17 protein-coding genes are annotated in these 15,716 nt (G+C 38.7%); 12 read left to right on the plus strand and 5 right to left on the minus strand.

Going from position 1 to position 15,716, the window contains the following annotated elements:
• Nucleotides 1-566: 566 nt before the first annotated feature.
• The 3 genes from gggC to HMPREF0833_RS01795 all read left to right on the plus strand — a co-directional run bounded on the left by gggC (nucleotide 567) and on the right by HMPREF0833_RS01795 (nucleotide 3,912).
• Nucleotides 567-2,108 carry a streptosactin export ABC transporter GggC gene (gggC, locus tag HMPREF0833_RS01785; protein ID WP_013903435.1) on the plus strand — a complete coding sequence of 514 codons (1,542 nt, stop codon included), beginning with the start codon at nucleotides 567-569 and terminating at the stop codon, nucleotides 2,106-2,108.
• Between the two features lie 142 nt (nucleotides 2,109-2,250).
• Nucleotides 2,251-3,036, plus strand: a complete 786-nt coding sequence (locus HMPREF0833_RS01790; protein ID WP_013903436.1) for an alpha/beta fold hydrolase — start codon at nucleotides 2,251-2,253, stop codon at nucleotides 3,034-3,036.
• Nucleotides 3,037-3,057: 21 nt separating this feature from the next.
• The gene (locus HMPREF0833_RS01795; protein ID WP_013903437.1) at nucleotides 3,058-3,912 is read left to right on the plus strand and encodes an ADP-ribosylglycohydrolase family protein; all 855 of its coding nucleotides are present in this window, start codon (nucleotides 3,058-3,060) and stop codon (nucleotides 3,910-3,912) included.
• 104 nt (nucleotides 3,913-4,016) lie between these two features.
• Here HMPREF0833_RS01795 and HMPREF0833_RS01800 read toward each other — a convergent pair whose 3' ends face one another.
• From HMPREF0833_RS01800 to HMPREF0833_RS01810, 3 genes are read right to left on the minus strand one after another with little or no spacing between them, the layout of a single operon-like run.
• On the minus strand, nucleotides 4,017-4,733 hold the full coding sequence (locus HMPREF0833_RS01800) for an ABC transporter permease (protein ID WP_013903438.1): 717 nt from the start codon (nucleotides 4,731-4,733) through the stop codon (nucleotides 4,017-4,019).
• Nucleotides 4,730-5,545: an ABC transporter ATP-binding protein gene (locus HMPREF0833_RS01805; protein WP_013903439.1), complete on the minus strand. Its 816-nt coding sequence runs from the start codon at nucleotides 5,543-5,545 to the stop codon at nucleotides 4,730-4,732. The genes HMPREF0833_RS01800 and HMPREF0833_RS01805 overlap by 4 nt, the downstream gene beginning before the upstream one ends.
• Before the next feature lie 4 nt (nucleotides 5,546-5,549).
• Nucleotides 5,550-6,344, minus strand: coding sequence for a MerR family transcriptional regulator (locus HMPREF0833_RS01810; protein WP_255309067.1), 795 nt, complete (start codon nucleotides 6,342-6,344; stop codon nucleotides 5,550-5,552).
• A 423-nt stretch (nucleotides 6,345-6,767) separates the two neighbouring features.
• On the opposite strand from HMPREF0833_RS01810, the gene relB reads away from it, so the two are divergent.
• From relB to HMPREF0833_RS01830, 4 genes are all read left to right on the plus strand, one after another.
• Nucleotides 6,768-7,061, plus strand: a complete 294-nt coding sequence (gene relB, locus HMPREF0833_RS01815) for a type II toxin-antitoxin system RelB/ParD family antitoxin (RefSeq protein WP_041818170.1) — start codon at nucleotides 6,768-6,770, stop codon at nucleotides 7,059-7,061.
• The gene (locus HMPREF0833_RS01820; RefSeq protein ID WP_013903442.1) at nucleotides 7,054-7,392 is read left to right on the plus strand and encodes a type II toxin-antitoxin system RelE/ParE family toxin; all 339 of its coding nucleotides are present in this window, start codon (nucleotides 7,054-7,056) and stop codon (nucleotides 7,390-7,392) included. Before relB ends, HMPREF0833_RS01820 begins: the two co-directional genes overlap by 8 nt.
• Nucleotides 7,393-7,916: 524 nt before the next feature.
• A complete protein-coding gene (locus HMPREF0833_RS01825; RefSeq protein ID WP_013903444.1) occupies nucleotides 7,917-8,303 on the plus strand; it encodes a hypothetical protein in 387 nt (128 codons plus the stop codon).
• 36 nt (nucleotides 8,304-8,339) lie between these two features.
• Nucleotides 8,340-9,095, plus strand: a complete 756-nt coding sequence (locus tag HMPREF0833_RS01830; RefSeq protein WP_013903445.1) for an alpha/beta hydrolase — start codon at nucleotides 8,340-8,342, stop codon at nucleotides 9,093-9,095.
• A 162-nt stretch (nucleotides 9,096-9,257) separates the two neighbouring features.
• Here HMPREF0833_RS01830 and HMPREF0833_RS01835 read toward each other — a convergent pair whose 3' ends face one another.
• Nucleotides 9,258-10,043 (minus strand): CPBP family intramembrane glutamic endopeptidase, encoded by a 786-nt coding sequence (locus HMPREF0833_RS01835; protein ID WP_013903446.1) that lies wholly within the window; start codon nucleotides 10,041-10,043, stop codon nucleotides 9,258-9,260.
• Nucleotides 10,044-10,047: 4 nt separating this feature from the next.
• A complete protein-coding gene (locus tag HMPREF0833_RS01840; RefSeq protein WP_013903447.1) occupies nucleotides 10,048-10,935 on the minus strand; it encodes a helix-turn-helix domain-containing protein in 888 nt (295 codons plus the stop codon).
• A gap of 379 nt (nucleotides 10,936-11,314) precedes the next feature.
• Between HMPREF0833_RS01840 and HMPREF0833_RS01845 the strand changes: the two genes are divergently transcribed.
• The 5 genes from HMPREF0833_RS01845 to HMPREF0833_RS01865 all read left to right on the plus strand — a co-directional run bounded on the left by HMPREF0833_RS01845 (nucleotide 11,315) and on the right by HMPREF0833_RS01865 (nucleotide 15,702).
• Nucleotides 11,315-11,515 (plus strand): helix-turn-helix transcriptional regulator, encoded by a 201-nt coding sequence (locus tag HMPREF0833_RS01845; protein ID WP_003003382.1) that lies wholly within the window; start codon nucleotides 11,315-11,317, stop codon nucleotides 11,513-11,515.
• On the plus strand, nucleotides 11,502-12,020 hold the full coding sequence (locus HMPREF0833_RS01850) for a DUF3278 domain-containing protein (protein ID WP_013903448.1): 519 nt from the start codon (nucleotides 11,502-11,504) through the stop codon (nucleotides 12,018-12,020). The genes HMPREF0833_RS01845 and HMPREF0833_RS01850 overlap by 14 nt, the downstream gene beginning before the upstream one ends.
• Before the next feature lie 85 nt (nucleotides 12,021-12,105).
• A complete protein-coding gene (locus tag HMPREF0833_RS01855; protein WP_013903449.1) occupies nucleotides 12,106-12,546 on the plus strand; it encodes a GNAT family N-acetyltransferase in 441 nt (146 codons plus the stop codon).
• 186 nt (nucleotides 12,547-12,732) lie between these two features.
• The gene (locus HMPREF0833_RS01860) at nucleotides 12,733-13,752 is read left to right on the plus strand and encodes a DNA/RNA non-specific endonuclease (protein ID WP_013903450.1); all 1,020 of its coding nucleotides are present in this window, start codon (nucleotides 12,733-12,735) and stop codon (nucleotides 13,750-13,752) included.
• Between the two features lie 201 nt (nucleotides 13,753-13,953).
• The gene (locus HMPREF0833_RS01865) at nucleotides 13,954-15,702 is read left to right on the plus strand and encodes a glycoside hydrolase family 13 protein (protein WP_013903451.1); all 1,749 of its coding nucleotides are present in this window, start codon (nucleotides 13,954-13,956) and stop codon (nucleotides 15,700-15,702) included.
• The last annotated feature ends 14 nt before the right edge of the window (nucleotides 15,703-15,716 follow it).

Here is a 15,716-nt window from a genome sequence, read left to right on the forward strand (position 1 = left end):
TACGTAGAGTGTGTGAGTTTGTTAGTGAAACGTAGCTAATCCTCAAAAGGTTCACTGAACCTTTTGAGTCCGCACATGCGAGAAGGTGCCCTGGGGTATAGCTGTCGTAGAGTAAGGAGTGTACGACGAAACGGTAGGTAAAAGAGTAAAAACCTTGTAATGAAAGGGATTGTAAAAAGCCTTGAGGTCAAGGCTTTTTTCGTGTACATAGGAAATATTAGAGAAAGAGTATAAGTTTAGTATCTTGGTTTGATAGATGGAATTGTTAGGATTCAATTTCCATTTACCCTTTTATTTTTCTATGTTATAATATTTTAGAGTAGACATAATCAGCTTTTAACTCTTCTCTTAGAGTGATAAATTCGCTCAATAGTATAATAACAAAGCCAGACTAGTCACTTTTATTCTACAATAAAGATGCTTTCCAGCACCACGTTGCATCTGTAGTTCTTCTGGTAGTAGCTTAGAAATATTTGAATGAAATATTTTTAAAGTGTTTGTATCCCAGCAAAGAGTTAAAGAGCGACTATCTAAGTTGGTAAATAACTTTAGGAGGTTTATACGTTATGCTTAGATCTTATGTAACCAAGAAGCACCTATTCTTCTATTTTATAGCGATTATGATTACTTGGCTGGAGGCTATCATTACACCAGCTTTGATTCAGTATATTGTCTCTAGTTTTACCAATCACCAGTTGCATTTGCTATGGCAGGTCTTGTTTTGGGGGATTGTTGGAAATCTGATTCTCTTGCTGGGTTTGGCGGGGAAACGTTATTACTACGCACGAGTGCTGACAGACTTCAAGTCGGGTATTAAGAAGGGGATCTTTCAGACTTTTCTATATAGCCGTCGGATAGCGGATGAAGAAGTTTTGTCAGACTTGGAAAATGATGTAAAACAGCTAGAAGATAATTATATTGAGCCGACTGTTATTATCATTTCTTCTTTGGGATTTACAACCGTCTCTATCTGTTACGCTCTTTGGACTAACTTTTATCTTGGTCTGCTTTTTATCATTTTTTATTCGATACCTGTTCTTTGTAGTGGAATTGGCTCTAAACGTTTGGATGAAATTACGAAGGAGAAGTCCTTAGCTAATCAAGCCTATGTCTCTCAAGCAACCAATATGATCGCAGGTGCCCGTTCCATACGGTATTATCGGGGACAAAGCTTGTTTTACAAACTGTTCTCTAAAGATTTGCACAAGGCTCTAAAGGAAGAAATCGCCTATGAAAAGCAGCGGACTATAAATAGTCTCTTTATCAATGGAATTGATGCGTTTTGTTCTGTTGCGCCTATTGTCATTGGTGGTTTCATGACATATTATAACTACCTATCTGCAGCTAGCTTTGTAGGGATTTACCTCGTATCGTATAATATTGGCTATCAATTTCAGGAGTTATCTTACTTTATCAATACTAGAAAATCAGCCAAGTCTCTCTGTGATAAATATCAAAAATTGTTGGGAGTAGACTTGGATATGACTTCTGTTCTCGAAGGTTCCGTCTTTCCTATCCAGTTAGAGAAAGTCAGTGTAGAGCGTGATGGTCAAGAAATCCTAGCCTCTTGTGACCTTACTATTGAGGAAGGAGAAAAGATTGCCATTATCGGAGAAAGTGGATCTGGAAAAACAACCTTACTGAACCTAATCTATGGTGAAATTGAACCTAGTCATGGTCGGATTCGCTACCATGGGCAAGAACTAACCTCGGATGAACTCTATCAGGCAGGAGCTTACATTCTCCAGTCTAGTCATATCTTTGATGGTTTGAGCCTAGAGGAAAATATTGCTTTGGGACAAGAACTTGATACTGTAAGGATGGACGAAATCCTGCATCAAACTGGTTTGAAAGCTCTTCAAAACAAAAACCTTAGCAACCAGACTCTGTCAGGTGGTGAGAAGCAGCGCTTAGAAATTGCCCGTGCTCTCTATCACAATCGCCAATTTATCCTAGCTGATGAGGTCAAAGCAAATCTGGACTTTAAAAATCAAGAGAGAATCAGTCTCCTTCTCTTCTCCCTCCCTCAAGCACTCGTAGAAGTGATTCATCACTATAGTGAAGAGGACTTGAAGCGCTATGATAAGGTGATAAAACTGGAGAAATAGGTGGAGGTATAGATTTCAGAAAGGAGTGGCAGGTTCATTCTTTTTTGTGGGATAGATAATAAAAACTCTGTCTAAAATATCAGTACAATAATGTCAAACGAGGGATGTACCTATTGAAAGTCTCACAGTAAGGAGTTTAAACATGAAATTCCATGAATTTGGTGATAAGAATTTGCCTCCGATCTTACTGATACATGGCGGAGGTAGTTCTTGGTGGAATTATCTTCGTCAAGCACGGATTTTGTCAGAAGACTACCGTGTTATTCTACCCACTTTGAATGGCCACGGCGAAGAATATCACATCGATTATGTTTCTACGGAAGATTCTGCTTTGGAGATCCTAGAATATATCAAAGCAAACTGTGGTGGAAAGGTGTTTGCGATCGGTGGCGTTTCACTTGGTGGTCAAATTGCCATGGAGCTTTTGTCATTAGACAGCGAGATAGCTGAGAAGGCCATCATAGATGGAAGCCTCTGTATTCCTCAACCAGGGTTAGCTAAAATCAGTATCTTTCTAGTAGCTCTATTTGGTAAATTGATGTTCAGTAAATTCTCTTGCAAACTTCAATTAAGCATGATGAACAAACTCTATCCTAACCTGGCTTATCCGGAGGAAATAAAAGCTTATTATTTGGAGGATCTGCCAAGGACACCTATCAAAACATTGGTGACCATTTACAAAACTTATATGGGGCGTTACAAGCTCAAGGACACAATTTCTGCTAGTAAGGCGCAGGTTCTGTATATCTATGGTGAAAAAGAATTGAACTGTGTGAAAGCATCGGCTGAATTATTTCAGCACCTACATCCCAACACGATCCTGTATGAAGCAAAGGGCTATAACCATGGCTATTTATCAGCTTACCTGCCTCAAGAGTGGATTGATTTGGTTGAGCCGTTTTTAAAGAGTGATCCTTTGGAAATCTGATATGCTGTAAGGAGGAATCTTATGCTAGGATCAATAGTAGGAGACATTGTAGGTTCTGTTTACGAATGGGGCAATATTAAAACGAAAGACTTTCCATTATTTCGTGAGGATTGTTTTTTCACTGATGACACTGTTATGACCTGTGCTGTTGCTGAAGCCATCATGAACGGTGGTCAGAAGGATGACTTTATTGATGCCATGAAGAAATATGGTAGAATGTATCCCGATGCTGGGTACGGGCCTAGGTTTAATACATGGATTCAAAGCAATGATTGTTCCCCTTATAATAGCTTTGGTAATGGCTCTGCCATGCGTGTTTCTCCTTGTGCTTGGATCATGGATTGTGGTTTCTTTGCAAGAACAGGTACTTGGCCATCTAGTAGAAATCTTGCGAGAATTTCTGCAGAGGTGACTCATAACCATCCAGAGGGTGTCAAGGGAGCAATGGCGACGTCTGATGCTATCTTTCTGTGTCGTTATTACTTTGGAGGCTACTTTGGCGACTACGAGCAACCAATCAATGATGATCCGGCAGAATGTAAGAGACGCATCAGGGAATACATAGAGAAAGAGTACGGATATAACCTTTCGCAATCACTCGATGACATTCGTCCTACTTATCATTTCAATGAAACCTGTCAGGATACGGTACCTCAAGCCATCATTGCTTTTCTTGAAAGTACAGATTTTGAAGATGCTATTCGAAATGCCATCTCTCTTGGTGGGGATAGTGATACTCTTGCTGCCATTACCGGAAGTATAGCAGAGGCCGCATATGGTATTCCTGATTGGATTAATGACAAGGCCTATACCTATCTAGATGAGCCTTTAAAGGATGTTCTCAGACGATGGGAGCAAGAAGTTTCAATAACATAACACAGATTAGATAAAGACAACCAAAAACACTAAAGCGACGAGATAAGTAACAATCTCGTCGCTTTTGCTTAAAAGTTAATGTTGCCATGGATTTATTCAGGAACCTAGTTAGATTTTTGCTGATTCAAGAGGAGGATACAAGTCATTACTGAGATACAGGATATAAGAATCAGATACCAAAGATTTTCAAGACCAAAACCATGATCTAGCATCAAGCGGTATCCCCAAGAAGCGGGGAAAAGACGCCCGATTGCTTGAAGAAAACCAGGTAGTAAGTTGCTAGGAAACATGATTCCTGAGAGCATAATTGAGGGTAAAAAGACAAGTTGCGCTATCATGGTAAGCTTTGCTTGATTTTTTACAGTAAGGCCCAGTATACTCCCGATACTTAACGATACGAAAATGTAGATTGCCAGTGCGAGAAAGAATAGGGGAAGTTGATTCGGTAGACTTGCTTTAAATAAAATTGGAGCAAGTAGTAGGATCACTATGCAAGTCATTATCAAATGAACAAAGGCAGAGAGAACCATGGTCACCAATCCTAAGTGAATAGGCACACCATTTGCTTTATAAATCTTTTTTATGTCGCTTCCGTATGTTTCAATCAAGGAAGACGGTAAGCCGAGACAGGCCCCCATGGAAACACTCATGACAATCATTGACTGTATGAGTGTACTACCCATTTCAGGCATAACGGAAGTAAAAATACCACCCATGAGAAGAAAGAAAATAAGCGGTACAATATAGTAAGTAACCAAGAGAGACTTACTTCGTATGTCCAATTTCCACTGTAATGCTAGGCTATATAAGAATCCTTTCATTCCGATCCCCTCCTTGCCATTTCGATGAAATGCTGCTCCAGTGTGCCACGATCCACCTTAATATCCAATACATGGATATGTTTCTGTTTGCATTCTTCCAATAATGAAATCAAAGTGTCCTCGATCGTATCTGTTTCAAAAGATTCCTCTCCGTCCCGGGTCTTTAAATGGATGAAATATTTTCTTCCCAACCTGTCTGTCAGTTCTGAAGGAGTACCACAAAAGACAATCTTTCCATTATTCAAAATAGCAATGCGGTCACATAAGGTTTCAACTTCGGCCATATCGTGGCTTGCCAAAACAATTGTCTTGCCCTGTGATTTGAGCTTTCGGATTTGTTCATGGAGGGACAGTCGTCCTTCAACATCAAGTCCCGCTGTCGGTTCATCGAGAAAAATAATATCCGGATTACTGATAAGTGCAAGAGCAAGATGTAATCTTCTTTTTTGACCGGTGGATAATTCTATGTATTGCGACTCCTTCATTTCTTTTATGCCAAGGGCCTTTAGCATAGCATCATCAATGTATGTATGATTCCATTTTGCAAAGAGCTTTATGGCTTCCATTGGTTTGATGTGGGCGGGTAGAGAGGAGGACTGTAGTTGAATTCCGGTTTTCCCGTTTACAACGATAGTGCCTTCGTCATATTTTCTCAGACCTTCGATACATTCAAGCGTGGTTGTTTTACCAGCTCCGTTCACTCCGAGCAGAGCAAAGATTTCTCCTTGTTTGATTTGAAAATCGAGACCACTAAGAACCATATTGCTACCATAACTTTTCTTTAATCCAGAAACCTCTATTGCGTCTTTCATGCTTCTACCTCCTCAAGGGGATTGGTTCCAAGCCTTGAAAATAGACTTGTAAAGCAGGCCCTAAATAATCATTAACGATTTTTTGCTTTTCTTCCCAAGCGTTTGAGGCGGTATCAATATTCCCAACCTCCATCAACTTCGGAAGCATGCTCATATCACCATTTGTAAACTCCATAATCAAGCTCCAGTATTCTTGCACAACCTGCTGGCTTTGTTCGCTTTCAACTGGCACGTTTTCTTTTTGAAGCTCCACGATTTGATCACTTAGGCGGTTCAACCTATCCATAAAGTCTTGCCCGCTTTTTTTGTCAAATCGACTGCGTATCTGGTCGAGCGTATCATCATCAAAGCGCTTAATGAGAGAGTAGGAGTCATTCTTCATCTGTAGATTGACAATAATGTCTGCATATTTCTTAAAATTGACCGTTTGTATTTGTAAAACTTCTACCTTTAACTGCTCTATTGCGACCAAAGAATCCTTAAGTTGTTCTATATTTTTACGAAGAACATCTGCCTGCTCTGTAAGAGCTTTAGCAACATCATCAGGTGTTTTTAAAGAGATCAAACGGCTCTTTATATCCTTGAGAGAAAAGCCTAGTGATTTTAAAGATAGAATCTGATGGAGTAGCACTATATCTTTATCGGTATAAAGCCTGCGACCTCCCTCACTTTCTGCCGATGGGGAAAGTAGCCCCTCTTTATCGTAATATTGTAGAGTACGGATGGTAACGTCCATTTTCTTAGCAAGTTCCCCAACTGTCATAAATCCTTCCGGAATTGCTCTATATTTAGCCATCATTACCCACCTCCTCATACCTATTATACATCGTTACGTAACGTCATGAACAAGATTATTTTAAAAAAATTTGATTGAAAAAGACCTTTTCATTTTCGAGAAAAGAAAGAGAGGTCATAGATAAAATGAAGCATGTGACAAAATATTGACATAATTTCTACCCTTTAGAATATTATTGCTGAGTATGTGTCATGATTTAGAAAAACAAAGTACAATTACAATATGATCAATAGCAAACACAAGGTGATAGACAGTACAATCTATCACCTTTTTCTGTCAAAACTATTTATCACCAGTTATGAACTCAGCTTTCTTATCTATTGCAACTTATATTCGGTGAAAGAAGAATCTATTTTTCACTTGAATCCCTTCTCTTTCGTATGGTAGAATGTATATACAAATTGTATGTACAAAGGAGAGGTAGAAATGGCAAACACGAAAGCAGTGAATTTTCGCGCAGATGCGATGTTTTACAAGAAAACAAAAGAAGTACTTGCAGATGAAAAAATTTCTGTGTCAGATGTCCTGAATGCAGCACTTCGAAAAATTGCCAACGGGACTGTGGATCCAAGAGAATTTGTTTCAAGTGATTTGCAGAACACGCAGTATCAAGTGGCCTTTGAGGATTTGAAGAAGGAGATTTTAGTGGGGCACCAGGAAATTGCTCAAGGAAAAGTCACTTCTGTAGCCGATGTGAGAAAGGAATTTGGTCTTGACTAAGTTGAAACGCTATCAGGTCTTTCTTGCAGATCGAGCTAAGCAGGACTTGCGAGAGATTCACGACTATATTCTTGTGAATTTTTATAGCCAGCAAGCTGCAGATGGCAAAGTCGATTTGCTATTAAGCGCTCTTGAGACACTAGAACTGTTTCCAGAAGCATGTCCTCTGGTATCAAGCCGGGGGTATGGTGAGATGACGAATGATGGAAACCCCTATCGTTATATGCCAATAGAGAACTATCTCGCATTTTATTATATGGAGAAGCATACAGTGTATGTTGCTCGTATCCTAAGTGCAAAGCAGGATTGGGTGAAGATTTTTTATAAGTAGGATGAGGAACTTTGTGTTGCACTTCATTTTACAACGTGGCTCTTATAAAAAAATAAGACTGAAACCAAGGTGAAAACTATATGGTTCAGTCTTTTATCCTATTTATGTAGTATAATGAAGGGAGTAGGGGTTCTCCTTTTTAATAGATTTTTTCCAAGCTGATATTAGTCATTCTGTTGAGTTAAAATCTAGATTAGAGATAAGAAAGTTAAGTGAATTCGAGAGAGTGTTTCTTATTTTATTTTAGAGAATTATCTTATCAGGGAACCATTTCCCTACACTTGGATGACAGGGCTTTTTTTAGGTGTGGGATCTCTCTATCTGTCTATACTTTGGGTGATCCTTTATTTTAGTGCTTTTGTCATCGAAGAGGCCCAAAGGAATATCTGGCTATGGATTGTTATCGGTATAGTTGTTATGGCATCTATAGTAGCAACACCAATAAGAAGATACTACTTTGATTTATAAGTCATTTTTAATTTTAAGTCAGTTTCTGATGGCAATTATGTAGAAAGAGGAAAAGCATGAAGCAATCACTTGAATTTTTAAAAGATAGAATCACTGATAAGATGCCTTTAGAGGATATGGTAGAAATCTTTGAAGATTTGTGTAGCGTTCCTATTGAGGATGAGATGATTTTATTTGAGACAGGGGCATATTCAGCTATATCTAATAAACCCTTGTTTCAACTATCGTTAGTAAGGCAAGTTCCAAATGAAGATGAAGAGTTTTATCAAGTTCACCTTGATATTTTCTATGAAGCTAGTGAAGATAATCAAATCTTCAGTGAAGCGACCTGGGACGAAGATATCGAGGAAAATATTTCTGATTATATTAGAGCCTCAGATGTATTTGCTTATGCTAAAAAGCAAGAATACCTAGCAGTCAATATTTATCTGGATGAAACTTAAGAAGAGTAGTAAAGGAAGGAAATCTGGTGGAAAAAAATGAACATTCTTGATCTTAATTCTAATCAGAAGGAGACGATATTATTAATCCATCCAATGTTATCTTCTGCACAAGGGATGAAATCGCTGATTGCAGATCAGATGGGACAAGAGTTTAGATATATCATTCCGGATTTATCTGCACATGGGCAATCAGCTTCGACCATTTACGAATCGGCTCTTAAGGAAAGCCAAATGATTTATGAATATTTAAAGGATCATCATATTAAAGACTTGCGTTTAGCGTTCGGTGCTTCTTTGGGTGGAGTCGTTTTACTAAAATTATTGAAATATAAGGATATCGGGTTTGGTAAGGTTGTTTTTGAGGGGGTAAGTTTATGGACAAAATCACCTTTGCTTGATGTATTTACTAGGTACCTATTGCTAAAAAAACATAGAAAGGCTATACGCAACAGAGATCTAGCTGTTCGAAAGATGGTTTCACTTTATGGAGAAAAAGGAGTGATGATGGCAGATTCTTTCATTGCTATGGATGAAGAAAGCATCAAACATATTTCCCATGATTGTGCATTTGTGGATTTGCCCAACCTTACGCCAGAGGAACAAAAAAGTTGTGTATTCTTTTATGGTTCAAAAGAATTCGACTTGATAGCTGCTAAAAAAGTTCTCCCCCAAAAGTATCCTCAAGCCAAATTTCATATTTGGCAAGGATATGGTCACTGTCGCAAGATCACTGAAAATCCTAGAGCCTACTCTATGATTCTGCGAAATGAAATATTTAGTTCGAACTGTTGATTGGGTAAGCTTGTTACTGAAACAGTAATAGAGTGAAATAGCGATAGATTAAATAATGACTAAACTAAGGAATTTGCAAGTGATTTCATTTTAAAAGTTAATTGTTGGCTTTTTCTCAGAATGGGCTTAAAATTTTGTACGGTTAATGGAGGATTTTTCTCATTATAATCTCTCCACAGTTCTATTTCGTATATGAATTGCAATCGGTGTGATAAGTAGGTATAGCAAGGTCAAAATGATAAAAAATCCGATATTGGCATCCAAAAATACATAAACGATATTAAAGCCAAAATGCATGAAAATAGAATAAATCAGATTATTATATTTTTCCAAAATAATATTCATACAAATAGTAATAGATGTAATCACAACTATATTAGAAATAATATAAGGAACGGCCCGCCAGTCCGTAAATTTTGAATCTACAACCCACAGAAGTGTATGCCAGAAACACCAGACTAGGCCTTGGTAGATAGAGGATTTTAAAAAATGATATTTTTTATTAAATTCTTCTCTCATATAACCTCGCCACCCTAATTCTTCACCAGTCGGACCTGATGTAAATGATAAGAAAACACTTAGTGGCAATGATACGGTTCCTAGATTAATGTAGGAGAACATTGTTTTTTGGGTCATAAGTGAGTAGATGAAGAGTGATAAAAAACTGAGCCCAAATGTCAGACCAAATGAAGATAGAAGTGGGAGTAGCGACACTTTAGCAGAGAAACACCGCTTAAGGAAAGTTGTTCTTTTCTCATCAGTCCTGAAATACTTCCATCCAAATAAAAGCAGGTATGATGGAGACCATGCGACGATATTTCGTACAATCCACATGATAACAGGTGGAACCTTAAATATTAAACTTGCAGGAGCTGCTACGAAAATAATGAGTGCCCAAACAAGGACATAAGAACTGATGATGTATCTTTTTAAATAATTTACATTCATTTAGTTACCCTCTTTCTTCAGCTGTATAGATAACTAGTTCACTCTTAATACCATTCAATTCAATTATATTATCTGCATCGGGTGAATCGAAAGGTTCAGTTTTTTGCCCATTTTTTTCATAATAAATATTTGTTCCAATCCCTTTGGTAACAGCTGTAAATAAACTGTTTTCAGGAATACGAATTCTGGATGTTGCTGAAATCTGGTTAATGTTAACTTCACCGTTTAATGAATGACATAATACTTCCATATCAAGATTACAATTTATTTTTACTTTACCTGAAATATCTTCTAGGGTAATACGAGATGTCTTAACGTCTAGTTCGATATTGTCACATTCTAGAGAGTGAATTTCTACAGACTCTGCACGAACCGCGCATTCAATGTGACTAATATAGCGAGTTGGGATTTGCACAAAGATACTGACCGTTTCTTTAGCCGTTGCCTCTGTTACACCATTGTAACGTTTTACATCTAGGTCAATTCTTTTTCTACTATCATCAATTTTTACTTTAAAATCATTTTGAAGTGTAGAAAGAAGATTGGATACCAGACGAACTCGAATTTTTTCTCCCTTGTATCCGGACAATACAAACTTTTCTGCGCCTCCAAATTTCATATCATAGCTCTTGATCTTATCGATATCATACTCTGTGATACTCTCAAAAAGATATTCGCTTGTCTTAAGACTAGTTCTTTCATTACAGATTAGCTCATCGATAGAGATGTTAAATAGGTTTGAGATGGATATCATATTCTCGATATCTGGAATTCCAGCACCTGTTTCCCACTTTGTTACAGCTTGTCTTGATACACCGATTTTTTCAGCTAAAAGTTCTTGTGACATCCCTACTTGTTTACGTATGGATTTTAATTTTTCAGCAAATGTCATGTTGTATGACCTCCTCTATATTCTATGATGTAATTTGTCATAAAGTAGCAATATGACTGATTTTAGTATAGAATAAACGATGATTACAGCACAAGCAAGTAGAGGTTGCATTCTCATTATTTTTGCTACTTTGCGTGGCATTTATCGTTTTAACGTTGATTTTTAGCATTATTTTAGTTATTTTACCATACATTCAAATAATAGAATTAAAAATAATATGTTGAAAACTGAACTGCAGAAGTCTATCGTTATTTTATTTTTTAAAAATTGAGAAAATATTTTTAGAAAATGATGTCAAATATAGTTGACATTCAACAACTAATATTGTAAAACAAATGTATCAAATATATTTGACACATTTGTGATTAGGAGGTGCCAAGTGAACCGGGTGAAAGAATACAGAGTCAATCTTGGTCTTTCTCAATTGGCTTTGGCAAAAAGTATTGGAGTTTCCAGGCAAACGATTAATATGATTGAGAATGGGAAGTATAACCCTTCCTTAGATCTCTGTATCAATCTGGCAAAAGAGCTTGGGACGGATTTGAATTCTTTATTTTGGAGGATCGATGATGATGAATAAAAACTGGCAATTGAAATGTGTTAAAGCCTTCTACGATATTAAAGGTGAGCTTGACGAATACAAGGAAAAAGAATTGAGTACCTTTGGGAACAACATGTACATGCTCTTTATGTCGGGGATTATCCTTGGATTCCTGCTCAGTTTCATGTTCACTACAGATTGTGTCGGTGTGATCACGTTTTTAGTATTTTGCTACTCTCTGTACCAACAAGAGCAGGTGATTCATCGTTTGGAACTCGATATCTATGAGGTTTCAGAATGTGAAGTAGGAGAGGCGAAGAAAAAAATGCTAAAAAGAACTTTCCTTCAAACCTTGATTGTGATGGGACTGGCTATTTTTGTTGCTATCGGTCTTTGGAGAACAGGATTGCTACAAGAAAATAAGATAAGCTTTGAAATGTATTTCACTTTTATTTTCCCTCTTGTCATTGGGCTGATTACCATTATCAGTTTCTTGAGTAGTTTCATTGCAAATAGAAGAAAAATCAAGGTGATTCGGGAGTAGAGCCATCAGAGATAAGACTGGATATTTATATTAAGATTAAGCTAAAAGTAAATGGAACCCATTATGATGAAAGAAATGAGTAAGTATGAATAGAATAGTAGACGATCAGATAGTGCTTATTCCCTATTATAGGAATGATGAGATCTCCCTTCTTTGGTATCAAGATAGTGAGGTTTGCAAACAAGTGGATAATACTGATCAGATTTACGATGTAACAAAACTTCATAAAATGTATGATTACCTATCTTCACATGGTTCTTGCTATTATATCCAATATGAGGGAGTGTTAGTTGGAGATGTGACACTTCAAGATAATTCAGAGCTTTCTATAGTGATCAGCAAAGAGTATCAGAATTTACATATCGGAAGACGATGTGTTTCTGAAATGATACAGTTGGCCAAAGAGAAAGAAATGGTTAAGGTAACTGCTCAAATTTATCCTTTTAATACTCAAAGTCAAAGAATGTTTTTGGCTTTGGGATTTCAGAAAGTAGATGAAGAGTGGTATGAATATAAGTTGATTTAGAATAGTTGTGTATCATTTTATGTATTAAAATAATAGTCAATATGTTATACACTAAAGAATATTAAAGTAAAAATAAACTTATTGAAAAATCTAATTGACATAGGAGAAGAAATTGCCTATCTTCTATGTTTGTAACCGCTGTTTTCTGCTATAATATTACTAGATAGAAATGTGGGAGTTTCAATCATGGTTACAAAACGGTTTTTGAAAAATGTTATTGTTACGCTGGTCTCGGTTTTTATGTCCATGGCCATTGTTCAAGGGGCTCAAGCCCAGCAAACGGGCCTCGATTACCAGAGTCTGAATCTATTGCCTTTTAATGGCAATAAGCAGCTCGTTCTAGGTGAGTTTGATCATTTAGGTCGGGCGACTTCGGCACATATTCAGCTGCAGGACAAGGATGAGCCAAAGAAAAAAAGAGAACCACGTCTCAACTATAATCCGGTTGGCTGGCACAATTATAAGATTGCTTATGGAAACAAAGGGAAGAAGGCCTGGCTGTTCCATAGAGGGCATCTGATTGGCTATCAATTTAGTGGCTTGACCAATGAAGGGAAAAATCTGGTTCCGCTAACTGCTTGGACCAATACGGGGAATTATAAAGGGACAGCAGATAGCAATGTGGAAGGCATGCTTTACTACGAGAAAAGGCTCGATAGCTGGCTGGCCACCCACCCCAATTATTGGCTGGATTATAAGGTGACGCCTGTCTATACGGGGGATGAATTGATTCCTCGGCAGGTGACCTTGCAATATGTAGGAATTGATCGAGATGGCAACCTTCTACCAATCAATTTAAGTAGCCCCGAAGAGTCAGTAGATGCTTATGGGATCACCACCGTTACCTTGGATAATTATTCCAAGAATGCGACCATTGACTATCTGAAGGGAACCGCCAAGCCATCTTTAGTGCCGACGGAACCAAGTAGTCAACCACAACCAGCCAGTCCTTCTGTAGAGACGAAACCAAGTCAAGCCCCTCAACCGAGTCAGCCAGCAGTGCCTGCACAGCCCGTTCAACCTGTCCAGCCTACAGAGCCAACTCTTCAACTGGCTCCAGTTGTTTATGTGGCCAGAAATGGAAGTGCTGAGGTTTATTGGTACTCTAAGGATAGCATGCCACGAAATACCAACTTTGCGAAAGTAGTTGAAATGTCAGAAGAGCAAGCGCTCAGTCTTGGAAAACGGCATACAAGTAAGGAATGAGTATCAGTCATTTAGATGATGAGAAAGCCCAATCGCTGGGCTTTTTGTGTTGCATTACAATCTTAAAAAGTTAGAAGTCTAAAATTATCTCACAAGATCTTGCAAACCTTTTTCTAAAGTTGTATACTAGAGTGAGTTTTGTGTAATCGTTTGCATAAAACAGTGAATGATGAAAAGAGAGTATAGTAGGAGACGAGACAGATGGAATTAACAGCGATTTACCACCGGCCTGAATCGGAGTATGCCTATCTTTATAAGGATGGCCAGCTCCATATTCGCATCCGGACTAAGAAAGAGGATATCAAACGGATTGTCTTGCATTATGGGGATCCTTTTATTTTTATAGAGGATCTATATGAGGCAACCAAGGAAATGGACAAGGTGACGACCGACGACCTCTTTGATTATTGGCAAGTTTCGGTATCTGTCAGCCATGCACGGATCCAGTACCTCTTTGAATTAGAGGATACAGCGGGAGAGAAGATCTTGTACGGAGATCGAGGTGTGGCAGCCTACAACAAGGAGAACCTGGACTTCGTCATGAATGGCTTTAAGCTTCCTTTTATCCATGAGATTGATGGGTGTGCTGTTCCGGACTGGGTGGCTCAGACAGTTTGGTATCAGATTTTTCCTGAGCGTTTTGCCAATGGGAATCCAGCCATTTCCCCAGAGGGTGTCCGTCCTTGGGATGCGTCAATTGCCCCTACAATGTTGGATTTCTTTGGTGGAGATTTGCAGGGAATCATCGATCACTTGGACTACTTGCAGGATCTAGGAATTACAGGGCTCTACCTTTGCCCGATTTTTGAATCACCAAGCAACCACAAATACGACACCATTGATTACTTTGAAATTGATCGACATTTTGGTGATAAAGAGACCTTCCGCAAACTAGTGAAAGAGGCTCATGCGCGTGGGATGAAGATCATGCTGGATGCCGTCTTCAACCATATTGGCTATGATTCACCCCAATGGCAGGATGTGGTCAAACACGGGGAGGATTCGATTTACAAGGATTGGTTCCATATTAAAAAGTTCCCTGTCTCCTCAGAAAATCTGTGGAATAGTCGCGACTTGTCTTACCATGCTTTTGCCTTTGCGGGCTATATGCCTAAGCTCAATACGGCTAATCCAGAGGTGAAGGCCTATCTCTTGAAGGTGGCGACATACTGGATTGAAGAGTTTGAGATCGATGCTTGGCGACTGGACGTGGCCAATGAAATTGACCATCAATTCTGGCGAGATTTCCGTAAGGCGGTCTTGGCCAAGAAGCCAGACCTCTATATCCTCGGAGAAATCTGGCATTCGTCCCAACCATGGCTCAATGGTGATGAGTTCCATGCGGTGATGAACTATCCCCTCTCTGAAAGTATCAAGGATTATTTCCTGCGGGGGCATAAGGAGACGCAACGCTTCATTTGGGAGATCAATAGCCAGTCGATGTACTACAGGCAGCAAATCTCTGAGGTCATGTTCAACCTCTTGGACTCGCATGATACAGAGCGCATTTTGACGACGGCCAAAGGCGATCTTCAGTCCGTCAAGTCTGCTCTCGCCTTCCTCTATCTGCAACGCGGAACGCCTTGTATCTATTATGGAACGGAGCTAGCCCTCATCGGTGGTCCAGACCCAGATTGCCGCCGTGTCATGCCATGGGAGCGCGTGTCAGAGGACAATGATATGCTGAATTTTATGAAGGACTTGATCCAACTCCGAAAAGAAGTAGCGGGCATGATTCAGTATGGTAAAGTGAGTCTGGAAGAAGTAGAGCTAGATGTAGTAGCAGTAGAATGGCAGCATGAAGGCCACCTTCTCAAAGCCTACTTTAACCACTCGAAGACAGACTTTGTCTTAGAAAGAGGACAAGCAGATCTGATTAGTCTTGGGAGCATCTCTGATGATCGATTGAACATTCAGCCAAATGGCTTTGTTATTTATAGGGAAGATTAGGAATGAAGAAGACT

The organism is Streptococcus parasanguinis ATCC 15912 (assembly GCF_000164675.2).
Lineage (GTDB): Bacteria > Bacillota > Bacilli > Lactobacillales > Streptococcaceae > Streptococcus > Streptococcus parasanguinis.

Excerpts from the sequence above, each read along its gene's own strand:
- HMPREF0833_RS01835 (WP_013903446.1), bottom strand. The coding sequence starts at position 10,043 with ATGAATGTAAATTATTTAAAAAGATACATCATCAGTTCTTATGTCCTT.
- HMPREF0833_RS01830 (WP_013903445.1), top strand. The coding sequence starts at position 8,340 with ATGAACATTCTTGATCTTAATTCTAATCAGAAGGAGACGATATTATTA.
- HMPREF0833_RS01790 (WP_013903436.1), top strand. The coding sequence starts at position 2,251 with ATGAAATTCCATGAATTTGGTGATAAGAATTTGCCTCCGATCTTACTG.
- relB (WP_041818170.1), top strand. The coding sequence starts at position 6,768 with ATGGCAAACACGAAAGCAGTGAATTTTCGCGCAGATGCGATGTTTTAC.
- HMPREF0833_RS01800 (WP_013903438.1), bottom strand. The coding sequence starts at position 4,733 with ATGAAAGGATTCTTATATAGCCTAGCATTACAGTGGAAATTGGACATA.
- HMPREF0833_RS01810 (WP_255309067.1), bottom strand. The coding sequence starts at position 6,344 with ATGATGGCTAAATATAGAGCAATTCCGGAAGGATTTATGACAGTTGGG.
- HMPREF0833_RS01805 (WP_013903439.1), bottom strand. The coding sequence starts at position 5,545 with ATGAAAGACGCAATAGAGGTTTCTGGATTAAAGAAAAGTTATGGTAGC.
- HMPREF0833_RS01795 (WP_013903437.1), top strand. The coding sequence starts at position 3,058 with ATGCTAGGATCAATAGTAGGAGACATTGTAGGTTCTGTTTACGAATGG.
- HMPREF0833_RS01825 (WP_013903444.1), top strand. The coding sequence starts at position 7,917 with ATGAAGCAATCACTTGAATTTTTAAAAGATAGAATCACTGATAAGATG.
- HMPREF0833_RS01850 (WP_013903448.1), top strand. The coding sequence starts at position 11,502 with ATGATGATGAATAAAAACTGGCAATTGAAATGTGTTAAAGCCTTCTAC.
- HMPREF0833_RS01860 (WP_013903450.1), top strand. The coding sequence starts at position 12,733 with ATGGTTACAAAACGGTTTTTGAAAAATGTTATTGTTACGCTGGTCTCG.
- HMPREF0833_RS01855 (WP_013903449.1), top strand. The coding sequence starts at position 12,106 with ATGAATAGAATAGTAGACGATCAGATAGTGCTTATTCCCTATTATAGG.
- HMPREF0833_RS01840 (WP_013903447.1), bottom strand. The coding sequence starts at position 10,935 with ATGACATTTGCTGAAAAATTAAAATCCATACGTAAACAAGTAGGGATG.
- HMPREF0833_RS01865 (WP_013903451.1), top strand. The coding sequence starts at position 13,954 with ATGGAATTAACAGCGATTTACCACCGGCCTGAATCGGAGTATGCCTAT.
- gggC (WP_013903435.1), top strand. The coding sequence starts at position 567 with ATGCTTAGATCTTATGTAACCAAGAAGCACCTATTCTTCTATTTTATA.